Annotated in this window: 18 protein-coding genes; 7 read left to right on the top strand and 11 right to left on the bottom strand. The window is 63.8% G+C overall.

Annotated features, from left to right (window positions below; all coding sequences use genetic code 11):
* From JQK88_RS19205 to JQK88_RS19195, 3 genes are all read right to left on the bottom strand, one after another.
* The coding region (locus tag JQK88_RS19205; protein WP_203279109.1) for an AAA family ATPase at nucleotides 1-2,520 on the bottom strand (2,520 nt) is incomplete at its 3' end.
* A gap of 69 nt (nucleotides 2,521-2,589) precedes the next feature.
* Nucleotides 2,590-3,321 (bottom strand): DsbA family protein, encoded by a 732-nt coding sequence (locus JQK88_RS19200; protein WP_192256385.1) that lies wholly within the window; start codon nucleotides 3,319-3,321, stop codon nucleotides 2,590-2,592.
* A gap of 156 nt (nucleotides 3,322-3,477) precedes the next feature.
* Nucleotides 3,478-3,984, bottom strand: coding sequence for a DUF721 domain-containing protein (locus JQK88_RS19195; RefSeq protein ID WP_112563941.1), 507 nt, complete (start codon nucleotides 3,982-3,984; stop codon nucleotides 3,478-3,480).
* Between the two features lie 50 nt (nucleotides 3,985-4,034).
* On the opposite strand from JQK88_RS19195, the gene mutY reads away from it, so the two are divergent.
* Nucleotides 4,035-5,141: an A/G-specific adenine glycosylase gene (mutY, locus tag JQK88_RS19190; protein ID WP_192256383.1), complete on the top strand. Its 1,107-nt coding sequence runs from the start codon at nucleotides 4,035-4,037 to the stop codon at nucleotides 5,139-5,141.
* A gap of 118 nt (nucleotides 5,142-5,259) precedes the next feature.
* Nucleotides 5,260-5,871 (top strand): HAD family hydrolase, encoded by a 612-nt coding sequence (locus JQK88_RS19185; RefSeq protein ID WP_192256381.1) that lies wholly within the window; start codon nucleotides 5,260-5,262, stop codon nucleotides 5,869-5,871.
* A gap of 279 nt (nucleotides 5,872-6,150) precedes the next feature.
* Here JQK88_RS19185 and JQK88_RS19180 read toward each other — a convergent pair whose 3' ends face one another.
* Nucleotides 6,151-7,284: a site-specific DNA-methyltransferase gene (locus JQK88_RS19180; protein WP_203279108.1), complete on the bottom strand. Its 1,134-nt coding sequence runs from the start codon at nucleotides 7,282-7,284 to the stop codon at nucleotides 6,151-6,153.
* A gap of 185 nt (nucleotides 7,285-7,469) precedes the next feature.
* Between JQK88_RS19180 and JQK88_RS19175 the strand changes: the two genes are divergently transcribed.
* Complete coding sequence (locus JQK88_RS19175; RefSeq protein WP_192256377.1) at nucleotides 7,470-8,159, top strand: HAD family hydrolase; 690 nt, start codon at nucleotides 7,470-7,472, stop codon at nucleotides 8,157-8,159.
* A gap of 4 nt (nucleotides 8,160-8,163) precedes the next feature.
* Here the strand turns inward: JQK88_RS19175 and JQK88_RS19170 are convergent, their stop codons facing one another.
* The 7 genes from JQK88_RS19170 to JQK88_RS19140 all read right to left on the bottom strand — a co-directional run bounded on the left by JQK88_RS19170 (nucleotide 8,164) and on the right by JQK88_RS19140 (nucleotide 11,457).
* Complete coding sequence (locus tag JQK88_RS19170; protein WP_192256375.1) at nucleotides 8,164-8,601, bottom strand: DUF1801 domain-containing protein; 438 nt, start codon at nucleotides 8,599-8,601, stop codon at nucleotides 8,164-8,166.
* 12 nt (nucleotides 8,602-8,613) lie between these two features.
* Complete coding sequence (locus tag JQK88_RS19165) at nucleotides 8,614-9,063, bottom strand: DUF1801 domain-containing protein (protein WP_192256373.1); 450 nt, start codon at nucleotides 9,061-9,063, stop codon at nucleotides 8,614-8,616.
* Between the two features lie 5 nt (nucleotides 9,064-9,068).
* Complete coding sequence (locus tag JQK88_RS19160) at nucleotides 9,069-9,290, bottom strand: hypothetical protein (protein ID WP_192256371.1); 222 nt, start codon at nucleotides 9,288-9,290, stop codon at nucleotides 9,069-9,071.
* Nucleotides 9,291-9,316: 26 nt separating this feature from the next.
* The gene (locus tag JQK88_RS19155; protein ID WP_112564249.1) at nucleotides 9,317-9,709 is read right to left on the bottom strand and encodes a VOC family protein; all 393 of its coding nucleotides are present in this window, start codon (nucleotides 9,707-9,709) and stop codon (nucleotides 9,317-9,319) included.
* A 68-nt stretch (nucleotides 9,710-9,777) separates the two neighbouring features.
* Nucleotides 9,778-10,203, bottom strand: coding sequence for an SRPBCC family protein (locus tag JQK88_RS19150; protein WP_192256369.1), 426 nt, complete (start codon nucleotides 10,201-10,203; stop codon nucleotides 9,778-9,780).
* A complete protein-coding gene (locus tag JQK88_RS19145; RefSeq protein ID WP_203279107.1) occupies nucleotides 10,200-10,523 on the bottom strand; it encodes an ArsR/SmtB family transcription factor in 324 nt (107 codons plus the stop codon). The genes JQK88_RS19150 and JQK88_RS19145 overlap by 4 nt, the downstream gene beginning before the upstream one ends.
* A 202-nt stretch (nucleotides 10,524-10,725) precedes the next feature.
* A complete protein-coding gene (locus tag JQK88_RS19140; RefSeq protein WP_203279106.1) occupies nucleotides 10,726-11,457 on the bottom strand; it encodes a hypothetical protein in 732 nt (243 codons plus the stop codon).
* Between the two features lie 128 nt (nucleotides 11,458-11,585).
* Here JQK88_RS19140 and thrC point away from each other — a divergent pair, with 128 nt between their 5' ends.
* From thrC to JQK88_RS19120, 4 genes are read left to right on the top strand one after another with little or no spacing between them, the layout of a single operon-like run.
* Nucleotides 11,586-12,983 (top strand): threonine synthase, encoded by a 1,398-nt coding sequence (gene thrC / locus JQK88_RS19135; RefSeq protein WP_192256364.1) that lies wholly within the window; start codon nucleotides 11,586-11,588, stop codon nucleotides 12,981-12,983.
* 14 nt (nucleotides 12,984-12,997) lie between these two features.
* Nucleotides 12,998-14,290 carry a M16 family metallopeptidase gene (locus JQK88_RS19130; RefSeq protein WP_203279105.1) on the top strand — a complete coding sequence of 431 codons (1,293 nt, stop codon included), beginning with the start codon at nucleotides 12,998-13,000 and terminating at the stop codon, nucleotides 14,288-14,290.
* Nucleotides 14,291-14,310: 20 nt separating this feature from the next.
* A complete protein-coding gene (locus JQK88_RS19125; protein WP_192256360.1) occupies nucleotides 14,311-14,907 on the top strand; it encodes a GNAT family N-acetyltransferase in 597 nt (198 codons plus the stop codon).
* A 2-nt stretch (nucleotides 14,908-14,909) separates the two neighbouring features.
* Complete coding sequence (locus JQK88_RS19120; RefSeq protein ID WP_203279104.1) at nucleotides 14,910-17,798, top strand: EAL domain-containing protein; 2,889 nt, start codon at nucleotides 14,910-14,912, stop codon at nucleotides 17,796-17,798.
* The last annotated feature ends 21 nt before the right edge of the window (nucleotides 17,799-17,819 follow it).

The raw sequence follows: 17,819 nt of genomic DNA, 5'->3' as shown, positions 1-17,819 counted from the left end.
GGTCAGTTGCGACAGCAGCGCGCGACGCCTGGCGTCGATCTCGTCGGGCGCGTCGGCCAGCGTCTCGCGCTCTGCCTCGGCTTCGGCCCTGCGCTCACCGAGCGAGGCGATCTGCGTCGAGGCGTTTTCGGCACGCTGCAGCCAGCTACTGCGCTCGGCGCCGATGGCATCAAGCCGGCGCGCGCGCGCCTCGGCCTCGCGGCGCAGGCCCTCATGCACGGCGCGCGCGTCGGCAAGGGTTGCGCGATCCCTGCCGACATTGGCGGCGGACTGTTCGAGCTGCAATTGCAGGTCGCCGAGATCGGGCGCGTCCTGCAGCAGCATTTCGGCCTCGGCAAAGGCAGCGGCCGTCTCTTCATGGCTGTCGACGATGCGCGCGCGCGCTTCGTCCAGGGCGGCGCGACGGCTTGCCAGTTCGCCGCCGGCCTTTTCGGCCTCGGCCAGCGCGTTGCGCGCGGCGTCCAGCCCGTGTTGGGCATCGCGGCCGGCCTGGCGGGCGTTTCGTTCGGCCTCGCTTGCCTGGCGCAGCGCCTGTTCGGCCTGGGCAAGGGCAGCTTCGGCCTCGCGCACGATCTGCGTCGCCTGCACCGCCTCGGCATCGAGTTCGGCCAGCCGGTTTTTCTGCGCCAGCCGCTGAGCGGCCGCGGTCGGCGCATCGGCGCTGGCGGTAAGCCCGTCCCAGCGCCACAGCGCGCCGTCGCGGCTGACCAGCCGCTGGCCGGGCGCAAGCAGGGCCTGCAGCCGGCGGCCGTCAGTGGCGTCGACAATGCCGATCTGCGCCAGCCGGCGGGCAAGCTGCGATGGCGCGCGCACCACGCTGGCGAGGCTCTTGATGCCTTCCGGCAAAGCCGCATCGCTTGGCTGGACCTGGCTTTCGCCCCAATGCACCGGCGCGCTGCGGTCGAGCGGCACGTCGAGGTCTTCGCCAAGGGCAGCACCCAGGGCTGTCTCATAGCCGCGTTCGACGCTGAGCTGTTCGAGCACCGAGGGGAAAAGATCGCCGCTGGCGGCATTGAGGATCTTGGCCAGCGTGCGCGCTTCGGTCTCGATCCCAGCGAGTTCTGACCTGGCGTCCTGCAGCGGCGGTCGGGCGGCACTCTCAGCCGCGCGCGCCTCGGCGACCGCCTGTTCGGCTGATATGGCGCCGGCCTCGGTCTCCTCCAGCCGGGCGAGCGCATCCTCGACCAGAGCACGCTTCTCGGCAGGGTCAGGCAAGCCCGCGACCTTGGACAGGATCTCGGACAATTCGCGATCGACGTCGGTGAGCTGCCGGCCAAAACGGTCGCGGCGTTCGGCGGTTTCGCGCAGCGTGCGCTCGATCTGGTTGCGCGAGGCGGCGGCCTCGGCCCGTTCGGCGGTCAGCGCCGCGAGTTTTGCTTCACTTTGGACGAGCGTCGCGCCGGCCTGCTCGAAAGCGGCCCGCGTGGTGGCTTCGCGTTCGGCAGCACCCGCATTTTCGGAATTGAGCGTGGCTTCTTCCTCGCGCAGGCGCTCGAGAATATCCGCATTGTCGCGCACCATGCGCTCTTCGCGGGCGATGTCGCCGTCGAGTTGCTGCAGGCGGCGCTCGAGCTCGGCCTGGCGGGCGCGGATGCGGCCGGCCTCCTCCTCGATGTGCGCCTTGGCAATCGACAGGCGCTGGAAGGCGGCGGCAGCGGCGGCTTCGGCATCGCGCAGATCGGGCAGCCGATGCGCGCCGATGCCTTGCTCACGGGCGGCGCTCATCTGCGCCGAAGCGCGGTCGCCGACCAGTGCGGTGGCAACGGCCAGCGCCGAGCGCGCCTCGCCTTCCTGGGTCTTGGCCAGCGTCCAGCGCAAATGCAAAAGCGTGGCTTCCGCCTTGCGGATATCGGCCGACAGGTTCTTGAAGCGCGAGGCCTGGCGCGCCTGGCGCTTCAGGCTTTCGATCTGGCTCTCCAGCTCGCCGACGACGTCGTCCAACCGCTCCAGATTCTGCTCGGCCGCCTTCAGCCGAAGCTCGGCCTCGTGACGGCGCGTATGAAGGCCGGAAATGCCGGCGGCTTCTTCGAGCAGCGCGCGGCGCGCCTGGGGCTTGGCCTGGATCAGCTCGCCGATGCGGCCCTGACCGACCATCGAGGGCGAGCGCGCGCCGGTCGACTGGTCGGCGAACAGAAGCTGCACGTCCTTGGCGCGGGCTTCCTTGCCGTTGATGCGGTAGAGCGAGCCGGCCTCTCGCTCGATGCGGCGCGACACCTGCAACTCATCGGCGTCGTTGAAAGCGGCGGGCGCCGTGCGGTCGCTATTGTCGAGGAACAGCGTGACTTCGGCGGTGTTGCGCGCGGGGCGCGTTCCCGAACCGGAAAAGATCACGTCGTCCATGCCGGACGCGCGCATATTCTTGTAGGAGCTTTCGCCCATCACCCAGCGCATCGCCTCGACAAGGTTCGACTTGCCGCAGCCATTCGGCCCGACAATGCCGGTCAGGCCGCGTTCGATGACGAACTCGCCGGGTTCGACGAAGGACTTGAAGCCAAGGAGACGAAGGCGCGAAAACTTCATTCGCGCCTGCCTACAGGTCGCAGAGGTGCGCAGTCGCCAAAGCGCAGTCGCTCCGGCGCCGCCTGGACGTCAGAGCAGAGGATCGATGATGGCCGATATTTCCTCAATCGACATCGCACCTTTGTAGGTCTTTCCGTTGATGAAGAAGGTCGGCGTCGAGTCGACCTTGAATTCATCGGCGCCGCGCTTCTGGACCGATCTCACATCGTCCAGAAGTTTCTGGTCCGTCAAGCAGGCCTCGAAGGACTCCTGTGTAAAACCGGCGAGCTTGGAGATCTGAAGCAGGGCATCCTTGGTGTTGTTGACGCCGACCCAGTTGGCCTGCTGCTTGAACAGCACGTCCACCATCGGGAAATAATTGTCCTTTGAACAGCGCGCCAGCATGAAACCGGCCTCGGCGCTCGGATCGAACGGGAATTCGCGCAGGATGTAGCGGGCCTTGCCGGTGTCGATGTACTTGGTCTTCAACTCAGGGAAGGTGGTCGCGGCGAAATGCGCGCAATGCGGGCAAGTCATCGAGGCATATTCGACGATGGTGACCTTGGCGTCGTCCTTGCCGAGCTGCTTGTCGGGCAGAGCGCCGGGCTTCAGCAGTTCGGCCATGTTGACGTCGCCCGTCGAGTCCGGCGCCTTGGCGGCGGCCGGCGTGGCAGGCGTCGCGGCTGGCACGGCAGGCGTTGCAGGCTTGACGTCCGCTGCCTTGGCGTCCTCGCTGGAGTCGCTGCATGCGGCGAGCAGTGCCACTGCCGGAATAACGGCCAGCGAAGACAGGAGGTTTCTGCGGGACAAGCTACGGTTCATGCGAATCACCTGACTATGGTTGGATTTTGCAATGCAAAGGCTAGAAAAGGCGAGAGTTGGCGGGAATTAAGGCATCGCTGTCCCCATTCCAATCGCCTAACTCTATATGCATCATCACGAATGCGCGAGATTGGTGACGGGTTCATGACCGGCTGACTACCCTGGCCGCTTCCTCTCGCCGAGAATGGTGGCGCCCAGCCGCTCCAGCGAGGCGCGCAAGCCTTCATCCTCAATCTTGCCGACCGTATCGGACAATTTGGCTTTTTCGACCGATGTCAGAGGCCTGGGAGCCGGTTTCGGCCGGGCTTTCTCCGATAGCACCGGCTTCTGCACGATCCTGATGCGGCCGATCGCGTTGAAGCCGAGGAAGGCGTTGACCCGATTGATGATTTCGCCGGTCTCGTGCTGCAGATGCAGTGCCGCCATGCCTTCGCAGGCGATAACCAGCGTCGCCGGCTCGAACGGATCATCTTCGTGCATGCGGCGCGGCCACTGGATTTTTTCAGGGCGCGAATGGCCGGCAAGCCTGGGGCCTGCGATCTCTTCCCACGACTGCACCAGCCCGATCGAAATGCCGGCCCGCTTGCGCAGCACCGGATCGAGAATCTGGGTCGCGAGATCGCTCACCGGAACGGGATTGCCGTAAGGCGTTCTCCCTGCCATGTACGTTCTCCAGCCACGCTCCTCACCAGCCTAGAGCCAGCCCGCGATCAATGGCACTGCACGAACAGACCCGCAAGGCCGCATCCGAGGACGGAGACGTCGCTTCGCGCCTGCTCGCTTGGTACGACGCACACCATCGCGAGTTGCCGTGGCGGATCACGCCGCGTGCGGCGGCCGGCGGCGCCCGGGCGGATCCCTATCGCATCTGGCTGTCGGAAGTGATGCTGCAGCAGACCACGGTCGAAGCGGTAAAATCCTATTTTCGCGCTTTCGTCGAGAAATGGCCCGATGTCGAGGCGCTGGCCGCGGCGCCGACCGAGGATGTGATGAAGGCCTGGGCCGGGCTCGGTTATTATTCGCGAGCCCGCAACCTTAAGGCCTGCGCCGATCTCGTCGCGAGCCAAGGCGGGCATTTTCCCGACAATGAAGCCGGATTGAGGGAATTGCCGGGCATCGGCGCCTATACGGCGGCGGCGATCGCGGCTATCGCCTTCGACCGCCCGGCGGCGGTCGTCGACGGCAATGTCGAACGCGTCATCTCGCGGCTTTATTCGATCGCAACGCCGCTTAGCGAGGCAAAGCCCGAAATTCGCGCGCTGGTCGAAGGACTGCTTCCGCAGACCAGGCCGGGCGACTTTGCCCAGGCGATGATGGACCTTGGCGCCACGATCTGCACGCCGAAGCGGCCGCGCTGCATGCTGTGCCCGCTGCGCGAGGATTGCACCGCCATCCTGTCGGGCGACCCCGAGCGCTTTCCGGTCCGCCTGCCGAAGACCGACAAGCCGCTGAGGCGCGGCGCCGCCTTTGTCGCCGAGCGCAGCGACGGCGCCATCCTGTTGCGCAAACGGCCGGACAAGGGCCTGCTCGGCGGCATGACCGAAGTGCCGACCACCGGATGGACCGCTCGGGTGGATGGCGCGACGACTGCGGAAGCGGCGCCCTTCCCCGCCGACTGGCGGCGCGCCGGTGAGATCGCGCATGTTTTCACCCACTTCGCGCTCGAGCTCGAAGTCTTTCATGCGCAGGTGAAAGGTGATGCTCCAGAAGGACATTTCTGGTCGCTGGCCCATGACATTTCCGGGGAAGCGCTGCCGACCGTCATGAAAAAGGTAATCGAAGCGGCGATACCGGGCGCGACGAAAGCGCGTCGCGCGTGACGCGATCGTACGCGACGCGCTTTGGATTCTTTGTTTTGTGCATGTCGTTTTCCTAAAACCGCCGCACACTTTTGGGCGACATGCAGGGAAAAGCAGCGTCCGCATTGAAGGGATAAAAATGACTGAAATCCGTCACATCGTGTTCGATATCGGCCGCGTGCTGATCCATTACGATCCGAGCATTCCGTTCAGCCGCCTCATCCCCGACGCGCAGGAGCGCAAGTGGTTCTTCGACAATGTCTGCACGCATGACTGGAACATCGAGCAGGACCGTGGCCGGACATGGCAAGAGGCGGAAGCGTTGCTGATTGCCGAGCACCCCGATCACGCTGAAAACATCCGCAATTTCCGCCGCTGCTGGCATGAGATGGTGCCGCATGCCTATGAGGACAGCGTCGCCATCATGCTCGGGCTGATCGAGAGCGGCCACGATGTGACCATGCTGACCAACTTCGCCGCCGACACGCTTGCCGAGGCGCGGCTGCGCTTCGACTTCCTCAGCCGCCCGCGCGGCGTCACCGTGTCGGCCGACATCCGTGAGATCAAACCCGACCGCGCCATCTACGACCACCACGTCGCCGCGTTCGGCCTTGAACCGTCAGCCACGCTGTTCATCGATGACAGCCCGAAAAATGTCGACGGCGCCAAAGCGGCCGGCTGGCAGGCTGTGCTGTTCACGGATGCCAAGACGCTTCGTGCAGATCTTGAGCGGTACGGCATCGCGGTGTGAACTGAACCGCCCGCGGTAGGCAATGGTCATCGAACGATTGTGTAATGTTGGCGCAGCCCCTCATTGTCCTGCCGGACATTTCTCCCCGTATAGTGACGGGGAGAAAGGGGCAGCCGAAACCCCGGCGCGTTCATCGCTAACGTTCGCGATTGGCGAAGTCGCTGACAACAGCGGCCCTCTCCCCGTCCTTAAACGGGGAGAGGATGCCGGCAGGCAGGTGAGGGGCAGCGCTGACGCGTTATAATTGTCAATTGCCGCTTTGATTGAATACGCTTGCGATCAGGCCCCTGCCCGCTCCATGCCGAGCCTGGCGATGCGGCGCAATTCGTCGATCGGAGTCAGGCCGCCAGAGCGCTCATAGTGCCAGAAGGTCCAGCCGTTGCAGGCGTCCAGCCCCTGCACTTCGGCGCCGATCTTGTGGATCGAGCCGGCGCTGTCGCCGATCGCCACCGTGCCGTCGGCGCGCACTTTTGCCGCCCAGCGCTTCTTGGAATCGTAAAGCGTGGCGCCGGGCTGCATCAGTCCGGTGTCGAGGAGGCTGACAAAGGCGACGCGCGGCTCGGCACGCTTGCCGGTGAGCACGGTGAGATCGGCGCCGTCCAGCGGCCGCACCGCATCGATGCGCTCATTGGCGGCGTCGATATAGGCCTGCTCGCGCTCGATGCCGACGAAATGGCGGCCCAAGCGCTTGGCGACGGCGCCGGTGGTGCCGGAACCGAAGAACGGGTCGAGCACGATGTCGCCCGGCTTGGTCGAGGCCATCATGATGCGGGCAAGCAGCGCTTCCGGCTTCTGCGTCGGATGCAATTTGTCGCCATTGTCGTTCTTCAGCCGTTCGCCGCCGGTGCAGATCGGGAACAGCCAGTCGGAACGCATCTGGATGTCGTCGTTGGAGGCCTTCATGGCTTCGTAGTTGAAGGTGTAGCCCTTGCCCTTCTGGTCGCGCGAGGCCCAGATCATGGTCTCATGCGCATTCTGGAAGCGGCGGCCGCGGAAATTCGGCATCGGATTGGTCTTGCGCCAGACGACATCGTTGAGGATCCAGAAGCCGAGGTCCTGCATCTTGGCGCCGACGCGGAAGATGTTGTGATAGGAGCCGATGACCCAGATGGTGCCATTCGGCTTCAGGACGCGGCGGGCCGCCAGCAGCCAGGCGCGGGTGAAGGCGTCATAGGCCTCGAAACTCTCGAACTGGTCCCAGTCATCGTCGACGGCATCGACCTTGGACTGGTCGGGCCGGTGCAAATCGCCGTCGAGCTGCAGATTGTAGGGCGGATCGGCGAAGATGACGTCGATGGATTTTTCCGGCAGCCGGTCGAGTGCGGCGACGCAATCGCCCTTGAGGATCGTATCCAGCCACTCGGATTGCTGGGGAGCGTGAGAGAGGTCGGCGAGAAGACGCACGGCAGACATTTTTACACCCAAAGCACGCGTTACTGTTTACTCCCCGTTATGGTTACCGATCAGCGTAAATATTCGGTGAAGGACGCAACCGACCCGGCAGCCCTGATGTCGTTAATTTGCGCAGCCCGGCCCGTTGGTGTATGTCGCGCCGCTTCAGCCCTGCCGGGCCTCCATCACCCTCGTTCCGGATTGCCATGCCCCAGCCAGATCTTGTCATCTTCGATTGCGACGGCGTGCTCGTCGATTCCGAAATCATAGCAGCCCGCGTCGAGGCCGAATTGCTGACGCTCGCCGGCTTCGAAATATCGGCCGAGGAGATCGCCGAAAGCTACGCCGGGCTGACCTTCAAGGACATCATGATGCGGGTCGAGGCGAAGTCGGCGATCCCGTTCCAGGCGTCGATGATCGACCGCGCCGAAGAATTGGTCGACCGCAAATTGCGCAGCGACGTGCGCGCCATTGACGGCGCGCGCGAGGCGGTGGCTGCGGTGACAGCGCCACGTTGCGTCTGCTCGAATTCACGCTCGGAGCGGATCGAATTCATGCTGGAGAAGGTTGGCCTGTTGCCGTTCTTCGCCGGCCGGATTTTTTCAGGCCTGGAGATACCGAGCAAGAAGACCAAGCCCGCCCCGGACGTGTTCCTGGTCGCAGCGGAAAAACTCAACGCCAATCCGGCAAACACCTTCGTCATCGAGGATTCGGTGCATGGCGTCGCCGGCGCCAGGGCTGCGGGCATGCGCGTGATCGGCTTCACCGGCGCCGCGCACAGCTATCCCGGCCAAGCCGACGCGCTGACCGAGGCCGGCGCCGAAACGGTCATCCGCCGCTGGGCCGAGCTAGGCGGCACGATTGCGGCGCTGTCGGAGTGGTCGGCCGACGCCTGAGAGCTCAGCCTTTGGCTTTGGCCGGTTTGGCTCGCGCCGGTTTCTTCTTTGCCCTGTTATAGGCGATCGCGGCGCGGACGAGCGCTTTCAGCGCATTCGCATCGATCTCCTCGCCCTCGGACACATCGATGGCTCGCCACACCTTGCCGTTGAGGCCGTTGTTGAACAGCTTGTCGGGATCCGGCAGGCTGGCGCCGTGCGAAAAGGTCAGCTTCACCTTGTCCTTGTGGGCGTTGCCGACGGCGATCATGCCGTCACGCGACCATACCGGGCTGCCCATCCACTTCCACTCCTCGATGATTTCAGGATCGGCGTCGAGGATGGTCTTGCGCAGGCTGGTGAGCGTCTTGCCGCGCCAATCGTCCAGCTCGCGGATTCGGGCATCTATCCGCTCGGAGGCAGAGGCGCCCGCTTCTGACTTGTTCGCACCGCTGGTCTTCATGGTCTCCTCCGTTCACATCTTCTCGCCGGGCAATTTACTGGCCTGTTTCACCCAGTTGGCAAACCTGGCCTCGTCGATCTCGTCGCCTTCACGAATGTCGAGATAGCGCACGTCCTTCTGTTTCGATCCGCCGGGAGGGACGGGATCCAGCGAGGCGCCGCGGAAGAAAGCGACTTTGACGTATCTGGTGAAGCAATGCAGGCTGAGGAACCAGCCCTCGGCCTCGATGCCATAGAACGGTGAGTTCCACTTCACCGCCTTGTAGACGGCGGGAACGGCGCCGACGATGAGCGCGTCGAGGCGGCGCCCGACATCGCTTTTCCAGCCCGGCATGGCCGCGATGTAGGCCTGCACGGGAGCATCCCCATAGGCCTTGGCGATCTGCGGGTTGCCGCCTGAAAGCAGGACCGGCTTGGCCGTGACCGGCTTTGCGGCCTTCGATTGTCCGGGCGTTTTGGCCATCGTCCCTACCCTTGCGCGCGCTGCTCGCCGTGCGGCCGGGCGACATAGGGCAGCACGAACATATAGAGCCCGCTGAACAGCAGCAGGAAGAGCGGCAGCAGCGGCGAATAGACCACCCATGCCGGAGGCTGCCCGAATGCCATTGTGATGAAATTGGCTGCCACGGTCAGCGTGAAAATGATCGACAGCCAACGATGGGTTTGGCGTATCCATTTGCTCAGGTTCATTGCCACCTCCTCTTGAAAACGAGCGCTTACCAGCGTGCCAGCTGGGTGATCTGGATGAGATTGCCGCAGCTGTCGTTGAGCTGGGCGATGGTCGAGCCGGTCACTTCGGTCGGCGCCATGGCGAACGCACCGCCGCGCCCCTTGATGCGCTCATAGTCGCCCTTGATGTCGTCGGTGAACAGCATAAGCGCGGGCTGGCCCTGCTTGAAGATTGCCTGCTGGTAGGTTTTGGCGGCCGGGTTGTCGTTGAGCGCCAGTTGCAGTTCGGTTCCCTCGGGTTCATCGGGTGAGGTTACGGTCAGCCAGCGAAAAGGCCCGTTGCTGAAATCGGCCTTCACGGCAAAGCCCAGCACGTCGGTGTAAAAACGCAGGGCGTTGTCCTGATTGTCCACGTAGACGCTGGTCAGCTTGATCTTCATCGATTTCTCCTTTGTTGCTTTCGGCGCCCTCGACGATCAGGGCATGGCGCTGACTTGTACCGGCAGGCTCAATCTGGCTTCGCCAGAAGCTGCTCCAGCTTGGTGAGGAATTGCTGCCACCCTGCCCTGGCGCCGCCATAGGCCTGTTTCTGATCGGGACGGAAGCCGGACTGCTCGACGCGCAGATGGGTCCCGGTGCTCGTGGGCGTGAGCGTGAACGTCACCACGCTTTTCAGATTGTAGGCGGCATCCTCGTGCGCAAAATCCCAGCTGTACGACAGCGTCCTGTTTGGTTCGATGGCCAGCACCTCGCAGTCGAGCACGCCGCCCCAGTCGCCGCGAAGATTGAAACTGTGGCCCACAGCGGGCTTGAAATCGTTTTTCATGAGCCACTCCTCGATCAGATGCGGCTGCGTCAACGCGCGCCAGATCTTTTCCGCCGGCCAGGATATTTCGCGTTCGACGACGACGGTGCGCGGTTCCGGCTTGCTCACTGGTCCATCCTTTTCAGCAGATCCTCGAGATGGTCGAAGCGGCTCTCCCAAAACCCGGTCATCTCACTCGTCCAGTCAGTCAGCGGACCAAGTGCTGCGGGCTGGGCGCTGTAGTGGGTCTGGCGTCCGGCGTGGCGGTCGCGCACCAGGCCGGCATGCTTCAGGACGCCCAGATGCTTCGACACCGCCGGCTGCGAGACTCCAGACTGCGCCGTCAGCGCTCCCACTGTCTGCTCACCCTGGCGGCACAGGCGCTCGAATATGGCCCGCCGGGTCGGGTCGGCAAGCGTTCTGAACAGAGTGTCGTGGGCGTCTGGCATCTGGATCAATAACCTGCGAGCTATTGATTGACGTATAACCGCCGAGATATGAATGAGTCAAGTGCGCCGGCGCAATGGACCAGGATCCAAAGCGCACACGCCCCCCCCTGCAGACGCATTCCTGCAGGGTCATGGTCAGATCGTTTGATCTTTCAAAGAGTTGACAGCCACCGCCGCAACAGCGACGACGCCCAAGTGCGGCTTAGTTCGCCGCCGGAGCTCGCTTCTTTTTCTTGCCGGACTTCTTGTCCGCCGCCGCCGGCGCGGTTTCGTCATAGCCGGCATATACCTGGTAGTCCTTGGCAGAGGGCTCGGGCACGACGACGTTGGAATCGGTGAAGACGAACTGGGTGGCGGTCGAGGGATCGCTGACCTGGATCTGATAGGGGTGGATCTGCGAATAAAGCACGTCGGTGCCATGCATGACGGCGATGCGGATAGGCATGGTGATGGTGCCGGGGGTGAACATCGGTCCCGGCACGACCTTGCCGGCAACGCCAACCTTCATCGTCAGCTGACCGTTGGCACGGCTGCAATCGCGGCTCACATCGCTGATCGAGGCCTGGTAGATGATCTTGGTCGGATCCTTGTTCGGGTCGACGATGGTGCCATCCGGCGCCGTCTGCGCGGCGGCAGCGGCCTCGGCATCCTGCGCGGCGTCGACCTTTTTCTTTTTCGGCTGCGACGCGCCCTTGGCGTAGGTGTTGAAATAGGCGGTGCCGTCACGCAACGTCACTTTCGGACAATAGGCCTGCAACTGGCTGGCGAGCACCTTGGGATCCTGCGGCGGGATTGGCGCATTCGGGTCGGTCTTCTTGCCCAATCCGAGGTTGAGGATGCCATTGTCGCTCGATTGGCAGCCGGCGGCGGCAAGCATAAAGCCGGTGAGCGCCAGACCCGCGACAAGGCGACGGTTGAACGAATAGAACGCCATGAAACTGCACTTCCCTCTCGCAAAGCTGGTGACGTATAGCAATGGCGCGGCAAAAATGCGACTGAGCCAGCGCAGAAATTAACCACTCTGTGGTGAACGGAAACGCCAAGCGGCAACGGGTCTGTGACATGCAATATGTGAGTACTCGCGGGGAAGCGCCCGCGCTGGGATTTTCCGACGCGGTGCTGGCCGGACTGGCACGCGACGGTGGGCTCTATGTGCCGCGAGAGTGGCCGCAATTTTCGGCAGCCGAGATCCGCGCCATGCGCGGCCTGCCCTATGCCGACCTCGCCATCCGCGTGCTGACGCCGTTCCTCGGCGGCGAGATCGCCGCACCCGTTTTCGAACGCCTGGTGCGCGAAGCCTATGCCACCTTTCGCCACCAGGCGGTCTGCCCGCTGGTGCAGACCGGTCCGAACACTTTCATCCTCGAGCTCTTCCACGGCCCGACGCTGGCTTTCAAGGACGTCGCCATGCAGCTGCTTGCCCGGCTGATGGACCATGTGCTGGCTGAGCGCGGCCAGCGCGCCACGATCGTCGGCGCCACCTCGGGCGACACCGGCGGTGCGGCCATCGACGCCTTTGCCGGCCGCGACCGCACCGATATCTTCGTTTTGTTCCCGCATGGCCGCGTCTCGCCGGTGCAGCAGCGGCAGATGACGACATCGACGGCGGCCAACGTCCAGGCGCTGGCCATCGAAGGCAATTTCGACGATTGCCAGGGCTTGCTGAAGGACATGTTCAACGATCATGCCTTCCGTGATGGCGTATCGCTGTCGGGCGTCAATTCGATCAACTGGGCCCGCATCATGGCCCAGATCGTCTATTATTTTTCCTCGGCGCTTTCGCTCGGCGCGCCAGACAGGCCTGTTTCCTTCACCGTGCCGACAGGCAACTTCGGCGACATTTTCGCCGGTTACGCCGCCAAGAAGATGGGCCTGCCGATCGAGCGGCTGATCGTCGCAACCAACGACAACGACATATTGGCGCGCACCTTCGCGACCGGCGAATACCGCACCAAAGGTGTGTTTGCGACGACCTCGCCATCGATGGACATCCAGGTGTCGTCGAATTTCGAGCGGCTGTTGTTCGAGACCTCCGACCGCAATGCCGAGACGGTGCGGCGCTATATGGCGGGGCTGAAACAGTCCGGCGCGTTCACCATCGAAACGGCTGAAATGGCCAGGATGCGGGCCGAATTCGACGCCGGCCGGGCTGATATGGATGAGGTCGCGGCCACCATCCGTTCGACGCTGGAATCAAGCAACTACCTGCTTGACCCGCACACCGCCGCGGCCGTGCATGTCGCCGCCGGCAAGGCTGACGGCGCCGTGCCGATGGTGGTGCTGGGCACCGCCCACCCGGCCAAGTTCCCGGCGGCTGTCGAAGCCGCCTGCGGCGTGTCGCCGGCCCTGCCTGCATGGCTGGGGTCCTTGATGTCAGCCGACGAAAAATACACGGTACTTCCATCCGACCTGAAAATGGTGGAAGATTACGTGAGCCGCCACTCAAGGGCAGCGCGTTAGGGAGTACTTGCCATATGGGTGTTGAGGTAAGCCGTCTGTCGAACGGCCTGACAGTCGCCACCGAAACCCTTCCAAGCCTCGAATCCGTTGCCCTTGGTGCCTGGGTCAAGTCGGGCGCTCGCAATGAGCGTGACGAAGAACACGGAATGGCCCATCTGCTCGAGCATATGGCCTTCAAGGGCACGAAAAGGCGTAGCGCCTTCGAAATCGCCTCGGAAATCGAGGATGTCGGCGGTGAAATCAACGCCGCCACCAGCGTCGAAACGACATCCTACTATGCCAGGGTGCTGTCCAACGACGTGCCGCTGGCGGTCGATATTCTTGCCGACATCCTGCAGGAGTCCGAGTTCGACCCGCAGGAGCTGGAGCGCGAGCAGCATGTGATCCTGCAGGAGATCGGCGCCGCGCACGACACGCCCGACGACATCGTCTTCGACCGTTTCACCGAGACCGCGTTCCGCCATCAGACGATCGGCCGCTCGATCCTCGGCACGCCGGAAACCGTCAAATCCTTCACCTCCAAACAGCTGCACGATTTCATCGAGCGCCAATATGGCGCCGAGCGGATGGTGGTCGTTGCGGCCGGCGACATCAAGCACGACAATTTCGTGCGCGAGGTGGAAAAGCAGCTCGGCGGCTTCCGCAGCAAGGCCGACAGCACCATGCCGCAATATGCGCAGTATGTCGGCGGCGATTTCCGTGAGGATCGCGACCTGATGGACGCGCAGATCGTGCTCGGCTTCGAAGGCCGCGCCTATCATGTGCGCGACTTCTACGCCTCGCAGGTGCTGTCGATGATCCTCGGCGGCGGCATGTCGTCCCGACTGTTCCAGGAAGTGCGCGAAAAGCGCGGCCTGTGCTATTCCGTCTATGCCTTCCACTGGGGCTTTTCCGACACCGGCATTTTCGGCGTGCATGCCGCGACCGGACAGAGCGACATTGCCGAACTGGTGCCCGTCATCATCGACGAACTGCAGAAGGCCGGCGAAAACATCCTGCAGGAAGAACTCGACCGGGCGCGCGCGCAATACCGCGCCGGACTGATCATGTCTGCGGAAAGCCCGGCCAGCCGCGCCTCGCAGATCGCCAGGCAGCTGCTTTTGTTCGGCCGGCCGATCGGCAAGGAGGAGTTGATGGAACGACTGTCGGCGCTGACCGTCGAGCGGCTGACCGACCTGTCGTCACGGCTGTTTTCGACCAAGCCGACGCTGACCGCCGTCGGCCCCGTGGGTACGCTCGCGCCCTATGAGGCGATCCTCGATTCGCTTGCGGGCACGCAGACCACGGCCCGCAAGCTCGCCGTCTAAGTCCCCTCAAGGCACGCCCCGTGTTCGCGCTCCCTTTCTTTCGCCGTGACCTGCCGGCACTGAAGGGCGACCGGGTCACGCTGCGCGTTCCCTACACCAACGACTATCGCGAATGGTCGGCGTTGCGCGGCGAAAGCCGCGGCTTCCTCGAACCGTGGGAGCCGCGCTGGACGCCCGATGAGCTCGACCGCACGGCCTGGCGGCTGCGCATCGGCCGCTACCGCGAAGATTATGCACAGGGCACCGCCATCGCCTTCTTCATCTTCGAGAAGGCGAGCGGCAAGCTCGCCGGCGGCATTACGCTGGGCAACATCCGCCACGGCGTCTCGCAGAGCGGCCATGTCGGCTACTGGATCGGCGAGCGTTTCGGCGGTCGCGGCCTGATGACCGACGCAGTCAAGGTGGTCTGCCGCTTTGCCTTCGATACGCTGAGGTTGCACCGGATCGAAGCTGCCTGTATTCCCGACAATGCCCGGTCGATCCGCGTGCTTGAAAAAGCCGGATTCCGGCGCGAAGGACTTTTGCGATCCTACCTCAGGATCAACGGCATCTGGCAGGACCATTACCTCTACGCCCGGATCGCGGACGATCCGCCGGGCGCTGGAACGAAGGACTGATTTTGACGAATTTCCTGCGAAACGGGTCGCTGTTGGCCTTTGTTCTGGCGGCTGTCGTCACGCTCTGCGCGGCGCTCCCGGCCTTCGCCGTCGAACCGATCAAGATTGCCCGCGACGATATCGCGCTCGACCTGTCGCGCGCCGTCGAGATCTACGTCAACCAGGGCGAAAACTTCCAGGTGTCGACCGCGCCCGGCCCCGACGGCATCGTGCGGCGCATCGAGGTCGAGGCCAATGACGCGCGCTCGAGCGGTGACTGGGCGGTGTTTGCGCTCGCCAACACCACCGACCAGCAGCTCGACCGCCTGATCGTGGCGCCGCATTTCCGGCTGGTGAATTCGGGCATCTTCTGGCCCGATCTCGGCGCCACCCGCATCGCCGCGATCACACCCAGCGAGGGCTTCGCGCTCGACCGCCAGTCAAGCTCCGACGCCGACGTGTTCCGGGTGACGCTGAACCCAGGAACGGTGATCACCTTCATCGCCGAACTCGCCTCGCCCAAGCTGCCGCAGGTCTATCTCTGGGAGCCGGAAGCCTACAAGGACTCGGTCAATTCCTACACGCTGTTTCGCGGCATCGTCATCGGCATTGCCGGCCTTTTGGCGTTGTTCCTGACCATCCTGTTCGTCGTCAAGGGAACCTCGATGTTCCCGGCGACAGCTGCCTTAGCCTGGGCGGTACTTGCCTATATCTGTGTCGATTTCGGCTTTTTAAACAAGATCATAGAGATATCGCCCGGCAATGAGCAGATGTGGCGGGCGGGAACGGAGGTGGCGCTTGCAGCGACCTTTGTGGTGTTCCTGTTCGCCTATCTCAACCTTAACCGATGGCACGGCCATTTCAGCTATGGCGCGGTGGTCTGGATCCTCGGCCTGCTGCTGATCGCCGGTGTCGCCATCGTCGATCCGGCCGTCGCCGCCGGCATTGCCAGGCTGTCCTTCGCCGCCACGGCACTGACCGGGCTCGGCCTGATCATCCTGCTCGGTATTCGTGGTTACGATCGTGCGATCATGCTGGTGCCGAGTTGGGTGATGGTGCTGCTCTGGCTATGCGGATCGTGGATGGCGATCACCGGCATGCTCGACAACGACATCGCCCAGCCGGCACTGGGCGGCGGGCTGATCCTGATCATCCTTTTGATCGGCTTCACCGTCATGCAGCATGCCTTTGCCGGCGGCGCGCTGCATCAGGGCTTGTTCTCCGACCTCGAGCGCCAGGCGCTGGCGGTGGCCGGCTCCGGCGACACGGTGTGGGACTGGGACGTGCTGCGCGACCGCGTCGTCACCAAGCCCGACGTCAGCATCCAGCTTGGCCTTGCGCCCAACAGCCTGGGGGGTGCGGCCCGCAACTGGCTGCCGGTGCTGCATGCTGACGACCGCGACACGTTCCGCACCACGCTCGACGTGGTGCTGGAACACCGGCGTGGCCGGGTGTCGCAGAATTTCCGCCTGCGCGGGGCCGACGGCCACTACCACTGGTTCTCGCTCAGGGCGCGGCCGGTGATCGGCTCGGACGGCGAAGTGATTCGCTGCGTCGGCACCATGGTCGACGTCACCGAGCAGAAAAAGTCCGAGGAAAGGCTGCTGCACGACGCCGTTCACGACAATCTTACCGGCCTGCCCAACCGCGAACTTCTGATGAACCGGCTTGAAGCCATCATCTCGATCGCGCGCACCGAAGAGAAGGTGCGCCCGACCGTCTTCGTCATCGACATCGACCGTTTCAAACAGGTCAATGACGGGCTTGGCATCTCGGCCGGCGACACCATCCTGCTCACCATAGCGCGCCGGCTGCACCGGCTGCTGAAGCCGAAGGATTCGCTGTCGCGCTTTGCCGGCGACCAGTTCGCGCTGATGCTGCTGTCCGAACAGGACCCGTCCCGCATCGCGGCGGTGGCGGACGCCATCAAACACGCGATCAACAATCCGATCACCTTCGCCAAGCGCGAGATCGTGCTGACTGCCTCGATCGGCCTGATCACCTGGACTTCGGCGCAGACTTCGGCCGAGGACATGGTCAAGGACGCCGAGCTTGCCATGCACCAGGCCAAGCGCTTCGGCGGCGACAGGATCGAGCCGTTCCGGCCGGCCTTCCGCACCGTCGGCACAGACCGTCTGCAGTTCGAATCCGATCTGCGCCGCGCCATCGAGCGGCGCGAATTCACCCTTGCCTACCAGCCGATCGTGCGGCTCGAGGACGGCAGCATTGCCGGCTTCGAAGCGCTGCTCAGGTGGGACCATCCGCGCCGCGGCATGATCCCGCCGGGCGATTTCATTCCGGTCGCCGAGAGCTGCGGCCTGATCGTGCAGCTCGGCCTGTTTGCCATGCAACAGGCGGCCGAGGACCTCGCCGGCTGGCAAAAGCAGATCGGCGACACGCCGCTGTCGGTGTCGGTCAATCTGTCCAGCCGCCAGTTAATCCGCCGCGACCTGGTCAGCGATGTCCGCTCGGTCATCGCGCGCGCCAATCTCAAGCCGCGCTGCTTCCGGCTCGAACTGACCGAATCGCTGGTGATGGACAATCCCGAGCAGACATCGCATGTGCTGACCAAGCTGAAGCAGCTCGGCATCGGCCTGTCGCTCGACGATTTCGGCACCGGCTATTCGTCGCTCGCCTATCTGACGCGCTTCCCCTTCGACACCATCAAGATCGACAAGAGTTTTGTCGACGACGCGACGCCGAAGCGTGCGGTGCTGCTCAAATCCATGGTCAATATGGCGCATGAGCTTGGCCTGTCGGTGGTGGCCGAGGGTATCTCGGACGAAAGCGATGCGCTGGAACTGCGCCAGATGGGCTGCGAATACGTCCAGAGCTTCATGTTCGGCGCACCGATGCCCGGCGACCAGGTGCTGAAGGCACTGAAGGAGCAGTATCCGATGACGCAGGCTTAGAGGCCGTTTGGCCTCTGGGTG

This window comes from Mesorhizobium caraganae, from assembly GCF_016836705.1.
Taxonomy (GTDB): Bacteria; Pseudomonadota; Alphaproteobacteria; order Rhizobiales; family Rhizobiaceae; genus Mesorhizobium; species Mesorhizobium caraganae.
The sequence above is the reverse complement of the archived record's forward strand: the minus strand, read 5'-3'. Positions and strand labels throughout refer to the sequence as shown.